Origin of the sequence: Flavobacterium difficile (assembly GCF_011392115.1) — a bacterium.
Classification (GTDB): domain Bacteria; phylum Bacteroidota; class Bacteroidia; order Flavobacteriales; family Flavobacteriaceae; genus Flavobacterium; species Flavobacterium difficile.
Window position 1 is genome coordinate 129853 of the sequence record NZ_JAAJBT010000005.1, and the last position, 22978, is coordinate 152830.

At 31.9% G+C, this 22978-nt stretch carries 22 protein-coding genes and 1 tRNA gene; 4 read left to right on the forward strand and 19 right to left on the reverse strand.

The features are described 5' to 3' along the window. Window position 1 precedes the first annotated feature (1 nt). The 9 genes from G4D72_RS09410 to G4D72_RS09450 form a co-directional block, all read right to left on the reverse strand. Window positions 2-87 (reverse strand) — tRNA-Ser (locus G4D72_RS09410). A 4-nt stretch (window positions 88-91) separates the two neighbouring features. Then, window positions 92-1072, reverse strand: a complete 981-nt coding sequence (locus G4D72_RS09415; protein WP_235922488.1) for an asparaginase — start codon at window positions 1070-1072, stop codon at window positions 92-94. 40 nt (window positions 1073-1112) lie between these two features. Next, window positions 1113-2258 carry a 1-acyl-sn-glycerol-3-phosphate acyltransferase gene (locus G4D72_RS09420; RefSeq protein ID WP_166077430.1) on the reverse strand — a complete coding sequence of 382 codons (1146 nt, stop codon included), beginning with the start codon at window positions 2256-2258 and terminating at the stop codon, window positions 1113-1115. Between the two features lie 57 nt (window positions 2259-2315). Beyond that, the gene (locus G4D72_RS09425; RefSeq protein WP_166077431.1) at window positions 2316-3083 is read right to left on the reverse strand and encodes a TatD family hydrolase; all 768 of its coding nucleotides are present in this window, start codon (window positions 3081-3083) and stop codon (window positions 2316-2318) included. A gap of 31 nt (window positions 3084-3114) precedes the next feature. Continuing rightward, window positions 3115-4095 carry a LuxE/PaaK family acyltransferase gene (locus tag G4D72_RS09430; RefSeq protein WP_166077432.1) on the reverse strand — a complete coding sequence of 327 codons (981 nt, stop codon included), beginning with the start codon at window positions 4093-4095 and terminating at the stop codon, window positions 3115-3117. Between the two features lie 108 nt (window positions 4096-4203). Further along, window positions 4204-6078, reverse strand: coding sequence for a T9SS type A sorting domain-containing protein (locus tag G4D72_RS09435; RefSeq protein ID WP_166077433.1), 1875 nt, complete (start codon window positions 6076-6078; stop codon window positions 4204-4206). Window positions 6079-6180: 102 nt separating this feature from the next. Continuing rightward, window positions 6181-7887, reverse strand: coding sequence for a T9SS type A sorting domain-containing protein (locus G4D72_RS09440; RefSeq protein WP_166077434.1), 1707 nt, complete (start codon window positions 7885-7887; stop codon window positions 6181-6183). A 75-nt stretch (window positions 7888-7962) separates the two neighbouring features. Beyond that, window positions 7963-8301, reverse strand: coding sequence for a T9SS type A sorting domain-containing protein (locus G4D72_RS09445; RefSeq protein WP_166077435.1), 339 nt, complete (start codon window positions 8299-8301; stop codon window positions 7963-7965). 120 nt (window positions 8302-8421) lie between these two features. After that, window positions 8422-9210 carry a THC0290_0291 family protein gene (locus tag G4D72_RS09450; protein ID WP_166077436.1) on the reverse strand — a complete coding sequence of 263 codons (789 nt, stop codon included), beginning with the start codon at window positions 9208-9210 and terminating at the stop codon, window positions 8422-8424. Between the two features lie 219 nt (window positions 9211-9429). On the opposite strand from G4D72_RS09450, the gene gdhA reads away from it, so the two are divergent. Next, window positions 9430-10773: an NADP-specific glutamate dehydrogenase gene (gene gdhA / locus G4D72_RS09455; protein WP_166077437.1), complete on the forward strand. Its 1344-nt coding sequence runs from the start codon at window positions 9430-9432 to the stop codon at window positions 10771-10773. 169 nt (window positions 10774-10942) lie between these two features. Here gdhA and G4D72_RS09460 read toward each other — a convergent pair whose 3' ends face one another. From G4D72_RS09460 to G4D72_RS09485, 6 genes are all read right to left on the reverse strand, one after another. Next, window positions 10943-11590, reverse strand: coding sequence for an HD domain-containing protein (locus G4D72_RS09460; protein WP_166077438.1), 648 nt, complete (start codon window positions 11588-11590; stop codon window positions 10943-10945). A 77-nt stretch (window positions 11591-11667) separates the two neighbouring features. Then, complete coding sequence (locus G4D72_RS09465; RefSeq protein WP_166077440.1) at window positions 11668-12657, reverse strand: acyl-ACP desaturase; 990 nt, start codon at window positions 12655-12657, stop codon at window positions 11668-11670. A gap of 5 nt (window positions 12658-12662) precedes the next feature. Continuing rightward, the gene (locus G4D72_RS09470) at window positions 12663-13394 is read right to left on the reverse strand and encodes a lysophospholipid acyltransferase family protein (RefSeq protein WP_166077441.1); all 732 of its coding nucleotides are present in this window, start codon (window positions 13392-13394) and stop codon (window positions 12663-12665) included. 149 nt (window positions 13395-13543) lie between these two features. Continuing rightward, window positions 13544-14107 carry a ribosome recycling factor gene (gene frr / locus G4D72_RS09475; RefSeq protein WP_166077442.1) on the reverse strand — a complete coding sequence of 188 codons (564 nt, stop codon included), beginning with the start codon at window positions 14105-14107 and terminating at the stop codon, window positions 13544-13546. Between the two features lie 155 nt (window positions 14108-14262). After that, entirely contained in the window at window positions 14263-14970 is a 708-nt protein-coding gene (gene pyrH, locus G4D72_RS09480) for a UMP kinase (RefSeq protein WP_166077443.1), read from the reverse strand. A gap of 106 nt (window positions 14971-15076) precedes the next feature. Then, a complete protein-coding gene (locus G4D72_RS09485; protein WP_166077444.1) occupies window positions 15077-15856 on the reverse strand; it encodes a patatin-like phospholipase family protein in 780 nt (259 codons plus the stop codon). Window positions 15857-16190: 334 nt separating this feature from the next. On the opposite strand from G4D72_RS09485, the gene G4D72_RS09490 reads away from it, so the two are divergent. After that, window positions 16191-16778 carry a thioredoxin family protein gene (locus G4D72_RS09490; RefSeq protein ID WP_166077445.1) on the forward strand — a complete coding sequence of 196 codons (588 nt, stop codon included), beginning with the start codon at window positions 16191-16193 and terminating at the stop codon, window positions 16776-16778. On the opposite strand, the gene truB is transcribed toward G4D72_RS09490, so the two are convergent. The 4 genes from truB to G4D72_RS09510 all read right to left on the reverse strand — a co-directional run bounded on the left by truB (window position 16770) and on the right by G4D72_RS09510 (window position 19584). Then, the gene (gene truB / locus G4D72_RS09495; protein WP_166077446.1) at window positions 16770-17459 is read right to left on the reverse strand and encodes a tRNA pseudouridine(55) synthase TruB; all 690 of its coding nucleotides are present in this window, start codon (window positions 17457-17459) and stop codon (window positions 16770-16772) included. The two genes, G4D72_RS09490 and truB, sit on opposite strands and share 9 nt — an antisense overlap. Continuing rightward, window positions 17459-18268 (reverse strand): undecaprenyl-diphosphate phosphatase, encoded by an 810-nt coding sequence (locus G4D72_RS09500; protein ID WP_166077447.1) that lies wholly within the window; start codon window positions 18266-18268, stop codon window positions 17459-17461. The genes truB and G4D72_RS09500 overlap by 1 nt, the downstream gene beginning before the upstream one ends. Window positions 18269-18316: 48 nt before the next feature. Continuing rightward, a complete protein-coding gene (locus G4D72_RS09505; protein WP_166077448.1) occupies window positions 18317-18556 on the reverse strand; it encodes a DUF3098 domain-containing protein in 240 nt (79 codons plus the stop codon). A gap of 152 nt (window positions 18557-18708) precedes the next feature. Then, entirely contained in the window at window positions 18709-19584 is an 876-nt protein-coding gene (locus G4D72_RS09510; RefSeq protein ID WP_166077449.1) for a cell division protein FtsX, read from the reverse strand. Between the two features lie 116 nt (window positions 19585-19700). Between G4D72_RS09510 and G4D72_RS09515 the strand changes: the two genes are divergently transcribed. Beyond that, window positions 19701-21374: a WG repeat-containing protein gene (locus G4D72_RS09515; RefSeq protein WP_166077450.1), complete on the forward strand. Its 1674-nt coding sequence runs from the start codon at window positions 19701-19703 to the stop codon at window positions 21372-21374. Between the two features lie 4 nt (window positions 21375-21378). Continuing rightward, window positions 21379-22908 carry a toxin-antitoxin system YwqK family antitoxin gene (locus G4D72_RS09520; protein WP_166077451.1) on the forward strand — a complete coding sequence of 510 codons (1530 nt, stop codon included), beginning with the start codon at window positions 21379-21381 and terminating at the stop codon, window positions 22906-22908. Window positions 22909-22978: the final 70 nt, after the last annotated feature.

Here is a 22978-nt window from a genome sequence, read left to right on the forward strand (position 1 = left end):
GCAGAAAGGAAGGGATTCGAACCCTCGTCCCGAAAATCGGGAACACGCTTTCCAAGCGTGCGCCTTAAGCCACTCGGCCACCTTTCTAATTTTAATCGTTCATTTCTCCGCGTAAAGGCGTTTCAAAAATAGTTTTAAAAACTGAATTAGCCACGTTTTGTCCTAACAAATACATTAATTTTGTTATGGCTGCTTCGGTAGTAATATTTTTTCCTGAAATTAAACCTATTTCTTTTAACTGAGTACTAGTTTCATAGGTGCCCATCAACACACTTCCACCACTACATTGTGTCACATTAACAATATGCAAACCTCGTTGAATGGCATTATCAATTTCGCTAATAAACCAATTTTCCATTGGTGCATTACCAGAACCATAAGTTTCCAAAATTACACCTTTTAAATTAGGCGTGTGCAAAAGAGCATGCAAAATGGTTTTATTAATACCCGGAAATAATTTTAATATTAAAACATTGTCATCAAAACTGGTATTAACTTTTAGTTTTTTAGTGGTTTTTTGTTTCAATAAAATAGAGGTATTCACATTTAAATGCACACCAGATTCTACTAATTCTGGAAAATTTGGTGAAGTAAAGGCATTAAAATGTTCGGCACTTATTTTAGTCGTTCGGTTGCCTCTATATAATTTATACTCGAAATATAAAGAAACTTCTTGTATTACGGGTTTTCCTTTATCTTGCAAGGAAGCAATTTGAATGGCAGTAATTAAGTTTTCTTTCGCATCGGTACGCAAATCGCCTATTGGTAATTGAGAACCTGTGAAAACGATAGGCTTACTTAAATTTTCAAACATAAAACTTAAAGCAGAAGCACTATAAGACATCGTATCGGAACCATGAAGCACCACGAAACCGTCAAAATTAAGGTAATTTTCTTCAATGATTGCTGCCATTTTTTGCCAATCCTTAATTTGCATATTTGAAGAATCGATGGGTTTTTCAAAAGAAACCGTTTCGATCGTACAATCTAACAATTTAAGTTCAGGAATACCTTTTATTAATTTCTTAAAATTGAAAGCTTTTAACGCACCTGTATCGGCATCTTTAATCATACCGATTGTTCCACCTGTATAAATTAGTAGAATGTTTGGCTTAGTTAGCGCTTTCAATTTTTTGATATTTTAATTTGTTAATTACCGGATTGGCATACATAGCTAAGAAACTTTCTTTCATTTTAGCATCTTCGGCATTAATTCTTAATTCTAATCTGCGCTCAAAAAGTTGTTTTTCTTTTTCGGTATATTTATCAGAATTTGAATCGGTATTGAATAATAAATCGTATGCAATATAATTTGTTGGCCAAAGCTTGTAAGATTGTAAAATAGAATCATCTATTACTTGAGCTAATGCAAACATTTGCTTGTTAGAATTAGTTGTTTCGGCAGAAATTGCATCTAATTCCGAATCTAAAACATCACCAACATGAATGTGAATGCGCTTTTTCTGACCAATAATTCCACTTAAAAGCGTTATAAAATCTTCGTTTTTATCTTTGGTATAAATTTCATCGTTAGCTTCAGCCATTAATTGAGGCATTTTTAAAGCATCGGTTGGATCATATTCATAGGAAATTGAAACCGGTACGATTTTAACTTTCTTAAAGAAATCCATCGTGTTTTTTTCGTCGGAAGCCATAGCCATCATTTTTAAAACACCAGAATGAGTGGCATCATTTCCGTCTTTTGTTCTTCCTTCACGTTGTGCAATCCAAACCGAACGATTTTCTTTCGAAACCAAACGGTACATGTACTCTGAAAGTAATTTCGAACTTTCTAACAATTCTCGTGGCGACAAATTTCTTTGCACTAAAAAGTTTCTATTTAGTTTAGATAGCATCAATAAAAAATCTTTCTTAACTAAATTATCACCAATGGCAGAAGCGGTCATTACCAAGCCGTGTTCATGCAAACAAACATTTAGCAAGGAAGTGTCTAAAATAATATCTCTATGATTCGAAATGAAAAAATAAGACGTATTCGGTTCTAATTTTTCAAAACCGGAAGTAGTTAAGCCATCAGAACTTTTCTCCAAAATCTTTTTTATGGCGTGATACGCAAAATTAATTTGAAAATCTCTAATAGAATGGGTACGAAGTAATTGTTCTTTCCAAACGCTTTCTTCCACGTTCGGATAAGCAAAATCCATCAATGCTTTCATCATAGGATGATTGATTGAAGCACGAATAGCATCGTTTACTTCAGCATCATAATAAGGACGTATTTTATCAAATTTCGACATACTGTATTTTATATCTACAAAAAAACGAAAAAAATAGGAATTAAACGTTATCAAATATTAAAATCCGAAGACATCTTTACTATTTTGTGTAGTTATTGCGGCTATTTCTTCTAAAGGCAAGTTATAAATTTCAGATAATTTATCAGCAATTAGTTTTACATAGCTACTTTCGTTTCGTTTGCCACGAAACGGAACGGGTGCTAAATAGGGCGAATCGGTTTCTAAAACAATATTTTTTATCTCAATTTCGTTTAAAAACTGATCAATTTTACCGTTCTTGAATGTGGCTACACCACCAATTCCTAATTTCATGCCGCAAGAGATAGCTTGGTTGGCTTGGTTGAAATCGCCTGTGAAACAATGAAAAATTCCCCAAAGTTCAGGTGATTTTTCTTGTTCTAAAATTTCTAAAACTTCATCAAAGGCATCTCGACAATGAATATTGATTGGTAATTTATATTGTTTAGCTAGTTGAATTTGTCTGATAAAAACCTCTTGTTGTTGTTTCAAAAACGTTTTATCCCAAAATAAATCGATTCCAATTTCACCTATGGCTGCAAATTTTCTTTTTGCCAATTCGGTTTCTACATGTGCTAATTCAGCAGTATAATTTTCTTTTACATAACAAGGATGCAAACCCATCATTAGAAATACGTTTGCTGGATATTGAGCTTCTAAATCGTACATGTTTTGCGTGTAACTGCTATCGATTGACGGCACAAAAAGTCTAGTAACACCTGCTTCGAAAGCACGATGTATCATTATATCTCTGTCTTCTGTAAATTCTTCGGAATATAAATGGGTATGTGTATCTGTAAAAATCATGATTTTTTTAAATGTTTTTTGGTTTTCGAAATTAGTAAACCATTAAATTACAACCTCTGATGTCAGAATTATCAAACCGACCTAAAACTTCAAAGGTTTTGTTTTCGAATTTTTTTCCTAAATCTTGTGTAGCTATAAAAGAACAAGTATTTATGTTTGCCAAATCTATTACATTGATTCCACCAGTTTTTCCATTTTCAACATAACTTAAAGCATCTTCGGTATCTCGAATTAAAACATCCATCCAAATTGGACATTCGAAAATTCCATTTCCTAGAGAATAAGCTTGCGATAAAAGTTCAGTCATACCGTATTCGGAATGAATGGTAGGTACGCCAAAACCTTCACAAAGAATTTGATGTAGTTCTTCTCTTATCATTTCTTTTCTTCTACCTTTCATTCCACCAGTTTCCATGATGATAGTGTTTTTCAACTGAAATTTTTTGAATTCAATTAAATCTAATAAAGCATAAGTAACACCTATTAAAATGATATTCTGACCTTCATTTTCTAGTTCAATAATTTTATTAGAAAGTTGTTCCAAATCATTCAAATAAAAACCACTGTCTTTATGATTACTTCTTTTGATCAAATCTTCTACCATATAAATCAATGAAGAGCCTTCACGCTCTAAATAAGAGGGTAATAAGGCTAAAACACAATAGTCTTCAATATTTCCATAAAACTGAGCAAAAGCCTTATTATAACTGTCTTCGTAAAGTGACGCATCAGTTACAAAATGTTTACTTGTAATCATTCCTGTTGTACCACTACTTGTAAAAACTACTTGTGGTTGATTTGAAGTACTCACAATGGTATCAGATTTAAAAAACTGAATTGGTAGAAAAGGAATGTCAGCAATTTGCTTTACGTTACTTGGATTTTTTCCTAAATGAATGCAGAAAGATTGGTATACGCTATTATTCTCGTATTGAAAACGAAAAACTTTTAAAGTAATTTTTTCAAATTCTTTTTTAGATGCAATGGAGAAAATATCTTCTTTTGAAATCATTCTGCAAAAGTAGAAAAAGATTATTAGTTGCACGTTGCTTTTCCGTTTTTTGAACATAAAAAAAGCACCAACTAAAGTTGGTGCTTTTTAAGATATCGTTTAAATTAATTACTCAATAATTAATTTTTTAGTTGAAGTTTTTCCTTCTTCAGTAATTTTTACAATGTAAATTCCAGAAGTTAAGTTAGAAACGTTTACAGTATTGTTAACTACTTTAGCGCTTACAACTTCTTTACCTAACATGTTTACAATTGATACATTGATATCGCTATTTAAAGCTGTTTCAATAAATAAATTATTTTTAGTTGGGTTTGGATACATTTTTAAACCTTCAATTTGAGAAAAAGATGAAGATGATAAAGTAAAAGTTGGTGTAGTATTAATTGTTAACTCGTCAATGATCATTGTCGGAGTGTTAGCAGCACCATCTTGACGGAACATAAATCCTCCTAATGTAGTAAAAGCCGCTGTTGGAGTTACACTTACAGTTGAACTTGAAGAACCAGCAACAGTTGGGTTTTCGTATAATGATAAAAGATTAGTACCAAAATCATATCCTAAAACTAGATATTGTGTATCATTAGCATTATATAAATTTGCAGACCAGTTTGTTGGAGCTGTACCCGAACCTAAACCATATTGGTATTGTGTTCCATTTTTTCTAATCCAAATTCTTGCTGTTGTTGTAGCTCCTGTTGCATCAGTGAAAAATGCAAAATAAGTATTTGTTAAGTCTACAGTTACATTAGATAAATCCGAAGCGGTTGCTAAAAAAGAAGCATAAATTGTACCAGAGTTAGTTGATGTAAATGGAGTTCTAACTTCAGCACCTGCACCAGAGAAAGAGATTGAATTTCCTGTTGAAGTAATTCCAGTGTAATTTAAGTTTCCTGTTGCAACTAAAACGTTGTCTCCTGTGTTAACATTTGTCCATCTTTGCTCTGCTCCTAATGAGTTTCCAACTGTATAATTAAATGGCTCACTATATGGAAGAGCGTTAATTGGCTTACAATCAGATGCAGTAATTACTTTATTGAATGAACAAGCTCCAGTTACAGTTAAAGTAACATTAGTACCTTCATTTACTCCAGAAATAATAATATTTCCAGTAGCTGTTGTTGAAGGATTATCACCTGAAATAGTTCCACTAGTAGCAGATAAAGTATAAGAACCACTGTTTCCACCTGTAAAAGGGATTGTTACGGTATATGTGTCAATAGCTGTAGTGATAGCATCACAAACAGCAACTTCTGTACCTAAAGTTAAAGGACAAGCAGAAGTATTAAACCAAGTTGGGTAAACTCTTAAACCATCTATAGTGATGTTTTGAGATGCATTATATTGTCTTAAATAAACCCCAGCAACACTTGCATTTCCTGAACCTGATGAAGTAGCAGTAGGTGCACCAGCAGCAGCTTCAGTTGCAGGTATTCCAGAAGGAATTATCCACAAACTTACAGGACCGGTAGCAGAAACACTATATTTAATAACTGCTAAATACGTTGTATTTGGGTCGAAATCTGTTGTTGAATAAGTTGCAGCAGCATTACCGATTCCAAAGTTTATTTTTCCTGATGTAGCAGAAGGTCTAGCATAAAATCTTGAATAGAATGTTGAAGTTCCTGTACCTAAACTTAAAAAATACCCATCTACAGCAGTTGATACGTTAATTAAAAAAGAAACGTATAAATCTCCTGAAGTTACAGGTGCAGCAAATGCTTTATTGATATCTTCTCCATTGTTATCTAATCTTACAGCATTACCAATTGCAGCAGCAGTAAAACCAGTTACCCCAGAATAACCTGTGTACGTTAAACCGTTTGAAGTACCAACATCAATTGCTTGTGTTCCAGCTCCACTATGAGCAGTCCAGCCATTAGCAGTTAAAAGTGCGTTATCAGCATAGTTGAAATCTTCTGACAATACTTGTCCAAAACTTGCAACTGAAATTAAACCAATAAAGATTGAGTAAATTTTTTTCATTTTTGAATAAATTAAATTGAGTACAAAGATATAAACAAATTTAATTTCCTAACTAACTTTAATTAGGAAATTAATGTTTTCTTAATGTTAATCTTTTAACAACTAGTTAATAATCAATTTTTTAGTCGCTGTTTTTCCCTCTTCTGTAATTTTCACGATATAAATTCCTGAAGTTAAGTTTGAAACATTAACAAGATTATTAGCAACTTTAGTGTTAATTACTTCTTTTCCTAACAAATCTACAATTGAAACGTAAATAGTACTATTTATAGCTGTTTCAATGTATAAACTATTTTTGGTTGGATTAGGATATAATTTTAGCCCATCAATCTGAGAAAAAGTCGCAGAGGATAAGTTATATTCTGCAGCTAAAGCACCTATTTTTAGTTCATCCACTTTTATAGTTGGTGTCGAAGTACTGCCGTCTTGTCTTAAAACAAATCCACCTAAATCTGCAATCGCAGGTGTTGTGGCTGTTAAAGTTGGTGGTGTAGCACTTGAAAAAGTGGCTAAATTTGGATTGATCCAGACATTAACAACTGTATTTGTTGCAAAATCGTATCCCATAATAACGTAAACTACATCTCCAATATTTCTTAATGTAGTGTCGTAATTTGTTGTAGTAGCTGCACTATCAAAACCAATTTGATATTGCGATGCTACTCTTTTAGTAAAAAGTCTTAGCTTAAAATTTTTAGCAGCATCTGTTAAAACGGCAAAATAAGAATCTACTCCATCTGTTACGTTGCTTAAATCTGTAACTGAAAACATAAAACCTGCATAAATAGTACCAGAAGTTGTTGGTGTAAAAGGAGAAAAAGTTTCAATTCCAGCACCTGAAAAACTAACCGAATTACCTGTTCCGGCCAAAGTACCATAGGTAAGGTTCCCAGATTCAACTGTAATTAAATCTCCTGAATTTAAATTTGACCAAGTTTGTTGCGCACCAAGTGAACTTCCAACCGTATAATTAAATGGTTCTTGAAAAGTTAAAGCATTTAAGGGTTTACACTCTGGTGAATTTCCATTAGTCGTAAAGTTACATGTTCCACCTGTAATGCTCACTGAATATGGCGTATTCTCCGTAATTCCTGAAATTATAATATTTCCTGTTGCAACAGCAGTTGGGTTATCACCACCGACAGTCCCTGAAGTTGGAGTAATAACATAAGTAGCATTTCCAGCTCCTGAAAAAGGAATAGAAACACTATATGTATCTAACGCTAAGGTAGAAGCAGAACAAGTTGTTGTGGCTGCTCCCAAAACCAAAGTACAAGAAGAAGATACACTCGAAAGTTTTACATCATCAATACGCATAGATGCCGTTGCCGGTTGTGTAAATCGCAATGATAATGTTGTTGATGAAGGAATTTGACCGCCTAAAACAGTAACTAAATTCCATGTAGTTGTTGTGTTTTGTGTAAAAGTTATTGGCGTCCAAGTAGTACCATTTGTTGAAGTTTCCACCACTAATTGTGTTGCTACACTGCTAGTTAAATAGCCAAATGACAATTGGATATCAGCCTGGTTAAAAGCAGAAGAATTAATGTTTGAAATAATTAAATTTCTACCAGCAGTTGATGTTAAAAAAACATTTCCAGAGCCTGAAGCTCCAGCATATCCTGAAGACGCTCCTGTTGTTCTTACATCACCAGACCCTGAATAGGTTACCGGCGAACCAACTTGCCAACCTGAATAACCAGTTATTAGAGTAGTACCAGATGGAGTTCCGAAGTTTTCAGAATAAAAAGTTTGTGCAAATGATAATGCTCCAAAAAACATTAAAAAGAATGAGTAAATTTTTTTCATATAAGATTTGAGATAAGTAGACACAAAAATTCCTAGACAATAAACATTATATGCAATTTATCTAGGAATCCTATTTTAGTTGATGATAAGCTTTCTTGTCGCAGATGCTTCTCCTTCTTTTATTTTAATAATATAAACACCAGGATTTAAATTAGCGATGTTTAGTTCTTTGGTAAACAAAGTAACGTCGATTACTTTTTTACCTAATACGTCGAATACTTCAACCTTTTTTTCAAGATTTAACTTAGAAGTAATGTAAACTTTACCAGTATTATTCGGATTGGGATATAAACTTAACCCTTCAATAGTTGGCTCTTGAGACTTAGAAGCATTACTGTTCTTAACATCTTGCCCCATAGAGGTAAAACTAAATGCTAAAAAACAAAGTAAAATATAAATGTAATTTTTCTTCATAAGAAATGTTTAAGTTGTAAATTTAAAAAATAAAAATCAATAATTGTGCCATTACACAAAAAAACTCATCTATTTTTAACAAAGTAGATGAGTTTTTAAAATTTTAATGGGAATTACTATTTAATCTAAGTAATAAATGTATCCAAAATTTAACCAAACATTCCAATCATTTACTTTGTTTTCTGGAAATCTTGCTTGATCTGGATTTACTCCGTCTACCCAATTAGAAAAATAATATTGCCATCTTAATTCTACAAATAAATCTGATAACTCTGTTAACTTGTAACGAGAACCAACACTAGACACAATGCTCCATGTACTTCCACCTTCATTATTTACTCCACCGTCATAATATTTTGGAAACCATGGCATGGTTAACGATGATACCACTCCATTCCCTGTTGTAGTGTAAACATTTGGTTTATAAAAATTATAATGTGCTCCAAGTCCAACAAATGGAGCCCAAGCGCCATCAGTAGCTGTAAATTGTCGGATACTCCATGGAAAATATTCTAATTGCATTCCGATGTCTGTAACTTTAGCTTCACCATCCATGGCTCTAAGTTGTCTTCCACCATCAGTCTGTTTTTCAGCCCATTCCCCAAAATGATCTAATTTTGTTTTAGTATACGAAAGTTCTGTTCTTAATTTAAAGTGATCATTAAAATAGGTTTCTGGCGTGTAACAATTACATTCTGCTCTGTAAGAGAAATTCATATAATGAACAATCCCCACTCCAAAACCTGTATTTCCAGCATTTGTAGATAAATCGCGTCTTTCACCAAAGTCTGATTGAAAGGCAACTGGCCCTACAAAAGCACCAACTTCATGTGAAAAACCAAACTGTGCACTCGATAAATTTGAAATTCCAAGTGCTAATATTAGGCTGTAAATTATTTTTTTACTCATTGCTGGGAAATTTTATCTGACAAATATAAAAAAACAAACTTCATATTAAAATATTTTTTTTGTTTTATTCGAAAATTGATGTTTTTTTTAAGATTTCTTAGTATCGTTCGCGCTGTTTTTCATTTTCTTAAAAAAAGGTTATTTTTTTTACGAAAACGATGTATTTTTTTTTTATAACTGTATATTTGCAATCAGAAAAAAAAATTTAAAAATATAATTATGAGTCAAAGTGTTACAGCATTTTTAGGCGAAGTAGCTAAAAGAAATGCAAATGAACCAGAGTTTATGCAAGCCGTAAGAGAAGTTGCAGAAACAGTTATTCCGTTTATCGAGGAAAATCCTAAATACCAAGGCAAAATGTTATTGGAAAGAATGGTGGAGCCAGAAAGAGTAATTATGTTCAGAGTGGTTTGGATTGACGACAAAGGAACAACTCAAGTAAACAGAGGCTACAGAATTCAGATGAACTCTGCAATCGGACCATACAAAGGAGGAATTCGTTTTCATCCATCTGTAAACTTAAGTATATTAAAATTCTTAGCTTTTGAACAAACATTTAAAAATTCATTAACTACTTTACCAATGGGTGGAGGAAAAGGTGGAGCTGATTTTGATCCAAAAGGTAAATCTGATATAGAAATTATGAGATTTTGTCAGGCATTCATGACAGAATTATCTAAACACATTGGTGCAGATACTGACGTTCCTGCTGGAGATATTGGAGTAGGTGGACGTGAAGTGGGTTACATGTTTGGACAATATAAAAGATTAAGAAACGAATTTACTGGAGTTTTAACTGGTAAAGGAATTTCTTTCGGTGGTTCATTAATCCGTCCTGAAGCTACAGGTTATGGAGATGTGTATTTCGCTGATAGTATGTTAAAAACTAAAGGAAAAAGTTTCGAAGGACAAACTGTAGTGGTTTCAGGTTCTGGAAACGTAGCACAATATGCAACTGAAAAAGCAACTCAATTAGGTGGTAAAGTTGTAACTATGTCTGATTCTTCTGGATATATTTATGATGAAGCAGGTATTGATGCTGAGAAATTAGCGTATGTTATGGAAATTAAAAACGTAAACTACGGAAGAATTTCTGATTACGTTAAGAAATATCCATCTGCAAAATTCGTAGAAGGAAAACGTCCATGGGAAGTAAAATGTGATATCGCATTACCTTGTGCTACTCAAAACGAATTGAACGAAGAAGAAGCTAAAATGCTTGTTGCTAACGGATGTATCTGTGTGGCTGAAGGAGCGAATATGCCTTCAACTCCAGAAGCAGTTACTGTTTTCACAAATGCAAAAATCTTATTTGCACCAGGAAAAGCCTCTAATGCTGGTGGTGTAGCGACTTCAGGTTTAGAAATGTCTCAAAACTCTTTACGTTTAAGTTGGACTTCTGAAGAAGTAGATCAAAGATTAAAAACTATCATGAAAGATATTCATGAAGCTTGTGTAGCTTATGGTTCTGACGGAAATGGCTATGTAGATTACGTAAAAGGAGCAAATATTGCTGGTTTCGTAAAAGTTGCAGATGCTATGTTAGGTCAAGGTGTAGTGTAATAAGTCTTCAGTCTCAGTTTTCTGTTTTCAGTTTGGGAATTAGTAAGCAGACTATTTTAAATATAAAAGCAGTTTTCAATAATGAAAACTGCTTTTTTTTATTTTATATACTGAACACTGAGACTGAACACTGAAACTGTAAACTGAGACCGTAAACTGAGACTGTAAACTAAACAACCCCACTCCACTCCTTATAAAACTGCTCTAAAAACGTTTTCATAAATTCATGGCGTTGTTGTGCAATTTTTTTTCCCGTTTCGGTATTCATTTTATCTTTTAAAAGTAATAATTTTTCGTAAAAATGATTAATGGTTGGTGCGGTCGAATTTTTATATTCTTCTTTCGACATGTTTAAATTAGGTAAAATATCAGGATTATAAATTTCTCTGTTTTTAAATCCGCCATAGTTGAAAGTGCGAGCGATTCCAACTGCTCCAATAGCATCTAGCCTATCGGCATCTTGAACGATTTCTAATTCTTTAGAGGTGAATTTCTTTTCGAAATTGCCACCTTTAAAAGAAATATTTTCAATAATTTTTACCACATGCTGAATAGTCTCTTCCGAAACATGTTCAGAAACTAAAAAATCTCTAGCCACTTTCGGACCAACTGTTTCATCACCTTCGTGAAATTTACTATCGGCAATATCGTGTAACAAAGCTGCAAGTTGAACCACTTCTAAGTTGCAAATTTCCCCTTTTGCTATTAATAATGCGTTGTTGTAAACGCGTTCCATATGAAACCAATTGTGCCCGCTTTCTGCATGTTCTAATTGTTTTTTTACGAAGTTAATGGTGTTTTCTAATACTGACGACATATAAATGTTGAAATAAAAATTCCAAATTCAAAAGTTAAGTTTTAGAATTTGGAATTTATGTTATTAAATTTTTTTGATTATCTAATTAAAGCAGGTTCTACCCATTTAAAAATATGACCGTCTTCTGGAATGATTAAACGTTCAGAGATTTTTCTCATTCTTTCAGGTAATTTCATTAAGTAATCTCTTGCTTTTTCTGCTTCAGCTGTTAAGCCATTGATGTTTCCAATGTCCCACTTCTCATTTAATTTTTGCAAAATATCTACGTAATCAGATGCTGTATATACTCCAATTCGTTGAGCAGAATCTGAAAACGCTTCAAAAGCACTACCAATTTTATCACCAGATTCACGTAAGAAAAGTGCTGGCATTGTGATTTTTTGCTTCATCATATACTGAAAAGAAAGCATCATTTCACTTGGGTCGATTTTAAAAATTTGGTTTACAAATTCGCTATAAGCTAAGTGGTGACGCATTTCATCACCTGCAATTAAATTACACATTTTAAATAGCTTTTTCTCGCCATATTTTTTTGCAATTTGTGCTACTCTATTATGGGAAACAAAAGTGGCTAACTCCTGAAAACTGGTATAAACAAAGTTTTTATAAGGATCTCTACCTGTTCCAATATCGAAACCATCATTAATTAAATGTTGAGTAGTTTGTTCTATTTCCCTCATATTTACCCTTCCAGAAAGATATAAATATTTGTTTAAGGCATCACCATGACGGTTTTCTTCACCTGTCCAATGGCGCACCCATTTGCTCCAGCCATTTCTTTCAACATTATCAATACCTTCTACGTCCATTAACCACGATTCGTAGGTTGGCAAGGCTTCTTCAGTTATAGTATCACCAACTAATGTTACCCAAAAGTCGTAAGGTAAATCTTTAGAGATTTCTCTTAATTCTTTTACTTCTTCTAAAAAATTCTCATTTTTAGAGTCTGGTAATAAATCCGTTGGTTGCCATATTTTTTCTACTGGAATTAAAAATTCTTCCATAAAAGAATCGATTTTTCTTTCCAATAACTGCATGACTTCAAGTCTTATATTGTGTAATGACATAGGTTTTATTTTATATATGATTTAATTGTATGTTCTGTTTTTTCGAAAATTTCTTCGAAAGAATAATCGGAAACTTTTAAGGGTTCATGAATTTGAAAGGTAATTTGAGTGCCTAATCCAACTGGAAAAGATCCAAACTTATTCATCTTCCATGAATTATTTATACTGATAGGGACAAAATACGAATCTGGGGCAAATTTGTACAACATTTTTAATCCGTTGATAGCAAACTCTTTAGGTTTTCCTGTCTTACTTCTCGTCCCTTCAGGAAAAATAACAACAGAAAAGTTATTAGAATTGATATATTCTCCTACTTTTTTTATTGCTGCTAATGCTTGTTTTCCATCATTTCTATCGATTAGCGCAGAACCTCCAATTCTCAAATTTAAAGACACACTAGGAATCCCTTTTCCAAGTTCTTTTTTACTAATAAATTTTGGATGCACTTTTCTTAAAAACCAAATGATTGGAATAATATCGTGCATGCTTTGGTGGTTACACACCAAAACTAAAGGTTGATTTGTAGGCAATTTTTCTCTGCCTTCAATTTTATAAGAAGTTCCTAAGATATGTGAAGTTCGCAACAAAAACATATTTAGATACGCAACGGACAACCTGTGAGCATTATATCCTAACAAATGATAACAAACCAATTGAATAGGATGAAAAATAAGTAACCAGAATAAAAAAACTATAGCATAAAGTATCGATAAGGGATACGAAATAATTTTTTCCATATTTATTGTTGATTTTTTTGCCTGAGCAAAGATAGTGGTTAAAAACAAAAAAACCACCAAATTGGCGGTTTTTATAGTATGCAAGCATATTACTTACAAGTTCTTATACATAAGTTTTCGCGAAAGTTAAGTTACATTTTAACTTTAACTTATACCTTCATGATTTCTGCTTCTTTTACAACGAAAATTTCATCAATCTTTTTGATGTAAGCATCTGTTAATTTTTGTACAGATTCTTCTGCTACTTTACAAATGTCTTCCGAAGTTCCGTTTTTTTCTTCTTTTTTAATATCACTATTTGCGTCTTTTCTAGCATTTCTAACTCCAACTTTAGCATCTTCAGCTTCAGCTTTCGCTTGTTTTACTAATTCTCTACGACGGTCTTCGGTTAATGCCGGAATACTGATGATAATATTGTCGCCATTATTCATTGGATTTAACCCTAAATTAGCAATCATAATGGCTTTTTCGATAGGTTGTAACATGGATTTTTCCCATGGTGTAACCGTTAATGTTCTAGCATCTGCTGCTACTACATTAGCAACTTGAGACAAAGCCGTTTGCGCACCGTAATAATCTACAAAAACACTCCCTAACATTTGCGGAGAAGCTTTACCTGCTCTAATGTTTAAAAATTCTTTTTCTAAATGTGCTACAGAACCATTCATAGATTCTTTTGCACTATCAATAATAAAATTAATTTCTTCTGTCATTTTATTTATTTTAAAAAATATCTTTTTACTTATTACTTGGCTCTTTTTACTTGGCTCTTTTTACTTGGCTCTTTTTACTTGACTCTTTTTACTTGACTCTTTTTACTTGACTCTTTTTACTTGGCTCTTTTTACTTGGCTCTTTTTACTTGGCTCTTAAATAGTAACCGTTGTTCCAACTGTTTCTCCGTTACAAATTTTAAGTAAATTTCCTTTTTTGTTCATATCAAAAACAATAATTGGTAATTTATTTTCTTGACTTAAGGTAAAAGCAGTGGTATCCATAACATTTAATCCTTTCGCTAGCACATCATCAAAAGTTATCGTGTCGTATTTCACAGCGTTTGGATCTTTTTCAGGATCGGCTGTATACACTCCATCTACACGAGTTCCTTTTAAAATCACATCGCAATCTACTTCAATTCCTCTTAAAACGGCAGCTGTATCTGTAGTGAAATAAGGATTTCCTGTTCCTGCTCCAAAAATTACAATTCTACCTTTTTCTAAATGACGAGTAGCTCTTCTTTTAATGTAAGGTTCTGCAATCGCCTCAATTTTTAGAGCGGTTTGTAAACGAGTAGGCATTCCAGCATCTTCTAAAGCACCTTGTAACGCCATTCCGTTGATAACTGTAGCTAACATACCCATATAGTCACCTTGCACTCTATCCATTCCGTTGCTTGCACCGGCTACACCTCTAAAAATATTTCCTCCACCAATTACAATTGCAATTTCTACACCTTGATCGTGAATTTGTTTAATTTCTGCTGCATAATCAGATAAAGTTTTAGGATCAATTCCGTATTGTCTTTCACCCATTAAAGCTTCTCCGCTTAATTTAAGAAGTATTCTTTTGTAACTCATTGTGTTGGATTGTTTGATTTTATTTCAGAATTAATTTCAAAGCATTCTGAAATTCTGATGCAAATATAGTTAAATAGCTCTTTTCTAAAAAATATGTTTTTAACATTTATACGACTAAATTTTCAAAGGTCTTTTTAGCTTCGTTATAACCAATTTTGTATATCAAATCCATTTTTGCTTTTTTGGTTTCAAAAGTATTGAAATCAGCTAATTCTTTGGGTTCAATAATCACATCACAATAATTGAATTTTTGAAAGCTTGAATTAGCCGTTAACAACTCTAAAGCCCTGTAAGTTACAGATTTTATGGAATTTAAATTTTTAGCTTCCATATTTTGAAGCGGACTTACATATACACCTACAATAGACTCGCATTTACCAACCAATAGATCTGCTGGAAAATGATTTAAAATACCACCATCGCTAAATAATTCTCCATTAATTACATATGGAGAAATCATACCAGGAACCGCTGTTGAGGCTAAAATAGCATCTACCACTTTCGTATTTGAACTAAATATTTTCAGTTTTCCTTTCACCATATCGGTAGCAGTGATGTACATCGGAATGTCTAATTCTCCCAATTCGATATCGCCAAATATTTCATGAAAATAATGTTTAAACGAATCGGAATCTACAATTCCAGCTTTCTTGAACGTAAAATGCTTCCAATGAAAAAAATAAATCGATTTAAAAAAATCTAAAATTTCTTCTGGTTGTTTGCCAAATGCATACATGGCTCCAACAATTGCTCCAGCGCTAGAACCAGCAATACATGTTGGTTTTATGTTTTGTTCTTGCAAATATTGTAATACACCAGCATGTGCAATACCTTTGGAACCGCCACCCGATAAAACTAAACCTTGTTTTTTGGTATTACTTTTCATAAATAAGTTTTTTTTTCAAACAAAAGTAACGATTATTAACAGGTTTTATTTTGTTGAAGGCAATTAAAAATGTAATTTTTAGTTTTCATACAAAGACACAGCTTCTGTGAGAAAAAGTCTAAAAGTATAGGGTATTTGCTACTTTTTTTCGCCTCGAATTATCAAATTTACTTCTTTATTTGAGAAAATTCGAATTCATCTTTAAATGTACAAATTGCACCATTCTATTTTAATAAAAATTTGTGAATTCATGGCTCATAAAACTTGAATTGTAACTTGTATTACACAACTACCCATTTATTATTTTTAACTTTGTGGTATAAATTCATCAACTATGTTATCAATTATCCAAGCTGCCTTACAAAATAGTTTTTCTTATGCCGAATATAGAACTTTAGTTTCTAAATTAATTCAAGAAGGCCAATCGACAGGAAACGAACAAAGTGCCGATTTATTACATTATTCGGAATTGAATGAAACCAGAATGAATCGTTTAGAAAAAACACTGAAAATGGATTCGGAAGTTTTGAAAACGCTAGAAAATTTGAAATCGAAACAAACTTGGATAGTGATTTCAGAAGGTTGGTGTGGTGATGCCGCTCAGATTTTACCTATTATAAAATTAATGACTGAAACTTCTGAAAATATAAAATTGAAAATTGTTTTACGCGATGAAAATGAAGTATTAATGAACCAATTTTTAACGAATGGCTCTAAATCGATTCCGAAACTAATAATTTTAGATGAAAACTTAAACCTCATCAATCATTGGGGTCCACGACCAGAAGCGGCAAAAAATCTAATTATTGACTATAAAGCCAAACACGGAATTGTAGATGAAACAGCAAAAATTGCGTTACAAAAATGGTATTTAGACGATAAAGGAATTTCTACCATGAAGGAGATTACCAAATTACTGTAAAGCTGCTACAAAAGCATCTGGTTCTACTCCATTTTCTACAGAATACTCCCCAATTTTTGTTCTGCGAAGTGCGGTTAAATGTCCGCCCGAATTTAAAGCTAAACCAAAATCGTAAGCTATAGAACGAATGTAAGTTCCTTTGCTACAAACAATTCTGAAATCTATTTCTGGTAAGGCAATTCGGGTAATTTCAAATTCGGAAACGGTTACTTTTCTGGTTTTAATTTCTACTTCAATTCCTGCGCGAGCGGATTCGTACAATCGTTTTCCATCTTTTTTAATGGCTGAAAAAACAGGTGGTTTTTGATCGATTTCACCTATAAATTGTGGTAAGGTTTCGTAAATTAAAGCTTCCGTAATATGTTCCGTTGGAAAAGTTTCATTGATTTCTGTTTCTAAATCGTACGAAGGAGTCGTTGCGCCAACGGTTATTGTTCCAGTATATTCTTTAGCTTGACCTTGTAATTCTTCAATTCTTTTGGTGAATTTACCTGTACAAATGATTAACAATCCAGAAGCTAATGGATCTAAAGTTCCAGCGTGACCAATTTTAAATTTTTTTGGTAATTTTAATTCTTTGATTAAACCAAACTTCAACCGATTCACCGCTTGAAAAGACGACCATTTAAGTGGTTTATCAATCAATAAAATTTGTCCTTCTAAATAGTCTTCTGGTGTCATTATTTGTATAAATTAAAGTAAGCTAATAATAAAATTCCTGCAATAATTCTATACCAACCCCAAGGTTTAAATCCGTATTTTTTGATGATTTCTATGAAAAATTTAATCGCTAAAACAGCAACCACAAAGGCAACCACATTTCCTACGATAAACATTTTTGTATTTTCTTCTGATTGTAAAATTAATTCGAAACCTTTTAATCCACTTGTATCATACGTTTTTAAAAACACCGAATAACAAGTAACAGCTAACATGGTTGGCACAGCTAAAAAGAAAGAAAATTCTGCAGCAGCTTGACGACTTAAACCTTGTTGCATGCCTCCGATGATACTTGCTGCACTTCTACTTGTTCCTGGCATCATTGCTAAACATTGCCAAAAACCGATGGTCACAGCTTTTTTGATTGTAATGTCTTCTTCTTGGAGAATGGTTGGATTTTTGAAAAATCGATCGATAAATAACAAAACAATTCCACCAACAATTAATACCATTGCAATAGGCGTGGGATGTTCTAAAACAGCTTCAATTTTATCGTCAAATAGTTTTCCTAGAATTAAGGCTGGAACAACTGCACAAGCTAATTTTATAAAAAATTGCCATTTCGAAAAATCAAAAAACTTTTTCCAATACAATACTACAACCGCTAAAATGGCTCCAAATTGTATCGAAACTTGAAATAATTTTACAAATTCTTCTTTTTCAATTCCAAAAAAAGAACTGGTAAAAATCATGTGACCCGTTGAAGAAACAGGCAAATACTCGGTTAAACCTTCAATAATAGCAATAATTATGGCTTGTAATAAATCCATTTTTTAGTGATTTGTGATTAGTAAAAAAATAGTAAGATTGAATACTGATTACTTTTTACTCTTTACTAAAATGGAATAAACGGCAATTCCAAATCCTATTAAAACCACAGTTGGTGCCAATCTGATTCTTCTGAAATTAAAAACTTCTTCATTAAAAACATTTGGGTTTTCGTTTGAACCACCACTCATTAAAATGAAACCTAAAGCAATGACTGCTAATCCTAAAATTAGGATTTTATAATTTTTGGCACCGAATAAAAATTCTGGTTTGTTTTCGTTTTCTTTCATAATTTTTTACGTAAATCTTATTCCTTTTTACTTGGCTCTTATTACTTGGCTCTTTTTACTTGGCTCTTTTTACTTGGCTCTTCTTACTTGGCTCTTCTTACTTGGCTCTTTTTACTTGGCTCTTCTTACTTGGCTCTTCTTACTTGGCTCTTTTAATACAAATCGTCTGTTCTTAAATTTAAGAAACGTGTGGTAGCAAAATAGGTACTTAACCAAGTTATAATGATTCCAACTAACAACACACCTGCTGCGACAATTCCCAAAGAAACATAGTCTTTAGCAATTCCTAAAGTTGGAAATAATCCATCAATGTAAAAGGCTAAAATAATTAAACCAATAATTGCTAAAGCGGCGCCAATGCAACCTAATAAAATACTAGTTTTAATAAATGGTTTTCTAATAAATGACTTAGTAGCGCCAACCATTTGCATGGTTTTGATAGTAAATCGATGCGAGTAAATAGATAAACGAATAGAGCCATTGATTAATAACATCGCTACAAAAGTTAAAACAGCACTGATAATTAAAATCCAAAAACTAATTTTTGTTACGTTTTCGTTCACTAGTTCTACCAATTCTTTATCGTAAATAATATCAGAAATGTTTCCATTTCTTTTGAAATTATTTTCAATTTTTGAGATTTCTGCCTTTGTTACATATTCACTTTTTAAATGAATATCAAACGAATTTTGCAACGGATTAAATCCTAAAAACTCCATAAAATCTTTTCCAACTATATCCGGATTGTTTTTTGCGGCTTCTTCTTTGGTAACAAAATCATAAGATTTAATAAACTTTGCGTTTTTCAATTCGGTATCAAACGCATTCAAAATGGTATCGTTGGCTTCGTCTTTAAAATACACACTCATCGGAATATTTTCTTTAAAATCATTCGAAATTTTTTCAGAATTAATTACAAATAATCCTAAAGCGCCTAATAAAAAAAGCACTAAAAAAATACTAAAAACTACCGAAAAATAAGAAGAAATTAATCTCCTGCGTTGATATTGCTCAAACGATTGTGCCATAAATTTTATAATTATGCTGTAAAAATAGTAAAGAAATTTTGTTTACACATAATATAACTCTAAAGTTTTAAAATTAGTATTTTTAATCTCTACTTTTGTAATCTAATTTTTTTGGTATGTCATTCAAATTTAACTTGTTTACGGTTGTTATACTATTCAATATTTTTCTAGTTTCGGCACAAGATATTGCCATTCCTTATCGTGATGGAGAAAAATGGGGAATGTGTAATCCGGAAGGAAAAATACTAATCGAACCAAAATATGATAAACTAGAATTTAAGGAGTATTACGATTCTGATTTTCAAACCGTTTTTCCAAAATTAAAAAACAAAACGGGTTTAATTATAAATGGTAAAATTGTTTTTGAAGCGAACTATTCTGAAATTTATTTTGACGATGAAAATTATGTGTTAACTTCAGAAGAAAACAATGCTAAAACCACAGAAATTATAAATAAAGAAGGCCATGCTATTCTTAAGAAACCAATTATAAAAATTATTGCATCCGAACACATTACTTCAAATTTAAAACTCTATCAAGTATTAAATAAAGACTTTACTGAGAGTGTATTTCTACTTAATAAAAAAACTCAAGCAATTGAACAATGGCTGTACGAAGATTTTCACTCTCTTTATATCTTAAAAAAAGTTGGTGGTAGATATAATTTAGTTTTCAATTCAAAAAAATCAGAAAATGATGCCTTACAAACCGATGTGTGGAATTTTGAAAAAACACCTTTCACAAAAACCCAAAAGTTAATGTATGAAACAGAAGAGAAATATTTAGAACAATTTTATCAAAAAGCGAAATACAAAACCAATAATAATGAAAGAAAAGGCTATGGAACTGGAACTGGAGAAGCAGTAACGGATTCAGAATATGGGGAAATGTATACTGCAGTTGAACGTGGAGATAGTGAAGTTGTTGCTGAAATGGGCGAGTCTAATTCTGTAAGTAATACAAAACCAAAACTTTATTTCACCTATATCCTTAAAAAAGAGAATGAAAACTTAGTTTTAGAAACCAAACAAGAAAATATAAAAGAAGCAAAAAAAACAAGTACGCCTGTAAAATTAAAACAGCCTGTAAAAAATCTAGAAGTACTTAATTATTACAGCTATAAAGATACTAAAGATTCTATTTTGAGTTACAGAAATATTGCGTATTTCAAAACTAAAAATAAAACAGGCGTAATTTTTCCAACAAACATTTCAAAAGTCATTGAATTTGACACCATTGTAAAAGTTTTCAATCAAGTAAGATCGAAAGATGCTCAAGAGGAAATCACCTTTATCGCTGGAAATAAAAACAACCAAAACAATCAATTTAAATACAGCTTATACTCCAACAAAAAAGGCTTGTATTTCCCTTTACAATTTGACGAAATTTCTAATTTTAAATTGCAAATTAACAATGGAAATGTAGTTTATAAAACCAAAATTGGCGACAAGTTCGGGTTAATAGAATCTAACGGAAATGTTTTACTAAAAACAGAATACGAAGATTTTAAACATCCTGGCTATAATCAAAATAGCAAACATGTTACTAAACGTTTTTTACTTCAAAAGAATAACAAATTCGGATTAATTTATCATAACGATGTTACTTATAAAGATGAAATTATTGAAGCCATTTTCGATTACCAAATTGATGACGTTTTGGTTAATTTCCCTTACAAAGACAGATATACAACTAACAATTCTAAATTAACTTTGGTAACCTTGAAAAATGAAGATAATGAAATTATTGGCTATGCAAATGCTAATGGAACTTTGTATTTTAAAAACTAATCTCATGAGAAAATTTATTTGCATCCAATTGCTTTTTACCTCTCTTTTTTCTTTCTCGCAAAGTTGGGAAAGTAGCGGGTATATAAATTCAGATGTAACACTTCCTAGAATTAAACAAGCCGACACGTTTTTTTATACGGAATACGAATTTTTATTAAATGAAACCCACAAAACGCTATCGGAAATAAATGCTGAAATAAAAGCCAACACCTTCGAACCTATAAAATACATGGTTTCAAAAACAACCCAAAACAGCACTAAAATTGAAAAATACATCAAAGGAAATCTTTTTAGTGAAAAAACTTACAAAAACAATGTTTTAAATGGTGCAACAAAAATCTATTATCCTGATGGAACGCTTTTTCAAGAAGTTGATTTTTTAAATGGAAAAGTAAATGGTACCTATACAATTTATAGCAATGATCGAGAGCATAAAGTGATTTTAGAAACCAACTACAAAAATGGAATAAGAAACGGCATAAGAAAATATTATATTCCAAGAGATGAAGAAGTTTTAGAAGGAAATTATGTTGATGGCAAATTAGTTGGCGACTTAAAATTTACTACGGAATATGGCTATTATTTATTGCCTAATGATCTTAAAAAAGGAAAAGTACAAGGGTTCTCAAATAATAAATTGGTCAGTGAATTTTATATCATTAATGAGAAAGAAATTCATGGAGAAGCACTATTATATTTTTATGATTCTGATAAAATCGCCATGAAAATCCCTTATTTTTTAGGAGAAAAAAACGGAACAGCTAGAATGTATGATCGCGAAGGAAAAGAAATAAAAAAAATTGAATTTAAAAATGGTAAAAAAGTTGGCGATTATGTCAATTTCACAAAAGACAATCAAATAAGTAGCGAAGAACATTATGATGAGGAAGGAAACAAAACTGGCCTTTGGAAAGAATATAAAAACGGTGTAATTTACAGCGAACAAAATTACAAATCAGATAAACTAAACGGCACTTATAAATTGTATAAAAATGGGGTTTTACAAAACGTTGAAGAATATAAAAATGGTATTCGAAATGGAAAATCTGAAACTTATAATGTTGAAAACGAACAATTAGTCAGCGAATCGGTTTATGAAAATGATGTGGTCGTAAAAACCATTCAATACTACAACAATCAAGTAAAATTTAGTGTATTTGATAAAGAGAAGAAAACTAAATTATTTTCCACAAAATATTACGACAAATCTGGAAAATTATTGCATCAGAACAATTACAACGAAACCCGACAACCGATCGGAATTCAAAAGAATTTTTCGCTCAGAAATGATGAACCCGTTTCAAATAGTGAAACACATTACGATGCTAATGGCAAACAAACTAAACATATTTATAATTTCGGAGGCAATTCTTCAACAGAAACCAATTACAGAAATGGTGTTCCTCATGGTGAAAAAATAATAATCAATAAAGACAACATTAAAACCATCGAATACTATTACGAATCAAAAGGCAACTCGAAAAAAGTAACGAAAGAAGAATTTGAAAAACTCATGAAAGCTGAAAAAAATTAGATTCAACGCAAACTTTCAACTTTAACATATAAAATGTAAATTTGCAACCGAATTTAAGTAAATAGTCACA